We start from the raw sequence: 526 nt of genomic DNA, 5'->3' as shown, positions 1-526 counted from the left end.
TCGACCCCAAGCGCGTCGAGCTCACCGCGTACGAGGGCATCCCGCACCTGATCACGCCGATCATCACCAACCCCAAGCGGGCCGCCGAGGCGCTCCAGTGGGTCGTCCGGGAGATGGACCTGCGCTACGACGACCTCGCGGCGTACGGCTTCCGGCACATCGACGACTTCAACCAGGCCGTGCGCGCCGGAACGGTGAAGGCACCGGCGGGCAGCGAGCGGGAGCTCAGCCCGTACCCGTACCTGCTGGCCATCGTCGACGAGCTGGCCGACCTGATGATGGTCGCGCCGCGTGACGTCGAGGACTCGATCGTGCGCATCACCCAGCTCGCGCGCGCGGCCGGCATCCACCTGGTGCTCGCGACCCAGCGGCCGTCGGTGGACGTCGTCACCGGTCTGATCAAGGCGAACGTCCCCTCGCGGCTCGCGTTCGCCACCTCCTCGCTCGCCGACAGCCGCGTCATCCTCGACCAGCCCGGCGCCGAGAAGCTCATCGGCAAGGGCGACGGGCTCTTCCTGCCGATGGG

1 protein-coding gene is annotated in these 526 nt (G+C 70.3%); it reads left to right on the top strand.

The window, feature by feature from the left end; all coding sequences use genetic code 11:
* The coding region (locus QK440_RS41275) for an FtsK/SpoIIIE domain-containing protein (protein ID WP_282798401.1) at window positions 1-526 on the top strand (526 nt) is incomplete at both ends.

This window comes from Streptomyces sp. CC224B (assembly GCF_030010595.1).
Lineage (GTDB): Bacteria > Actinomycetota > Actinomycetes > Streptomycetales > Streptomycetaceae > Streptomyces > Streptomyces longispororuber.
The sequence above is the reverse complement of the archived record's forward strand: the minus strand, read 5'-3'. Positions and strand labels throughout refer to the sequence as shown.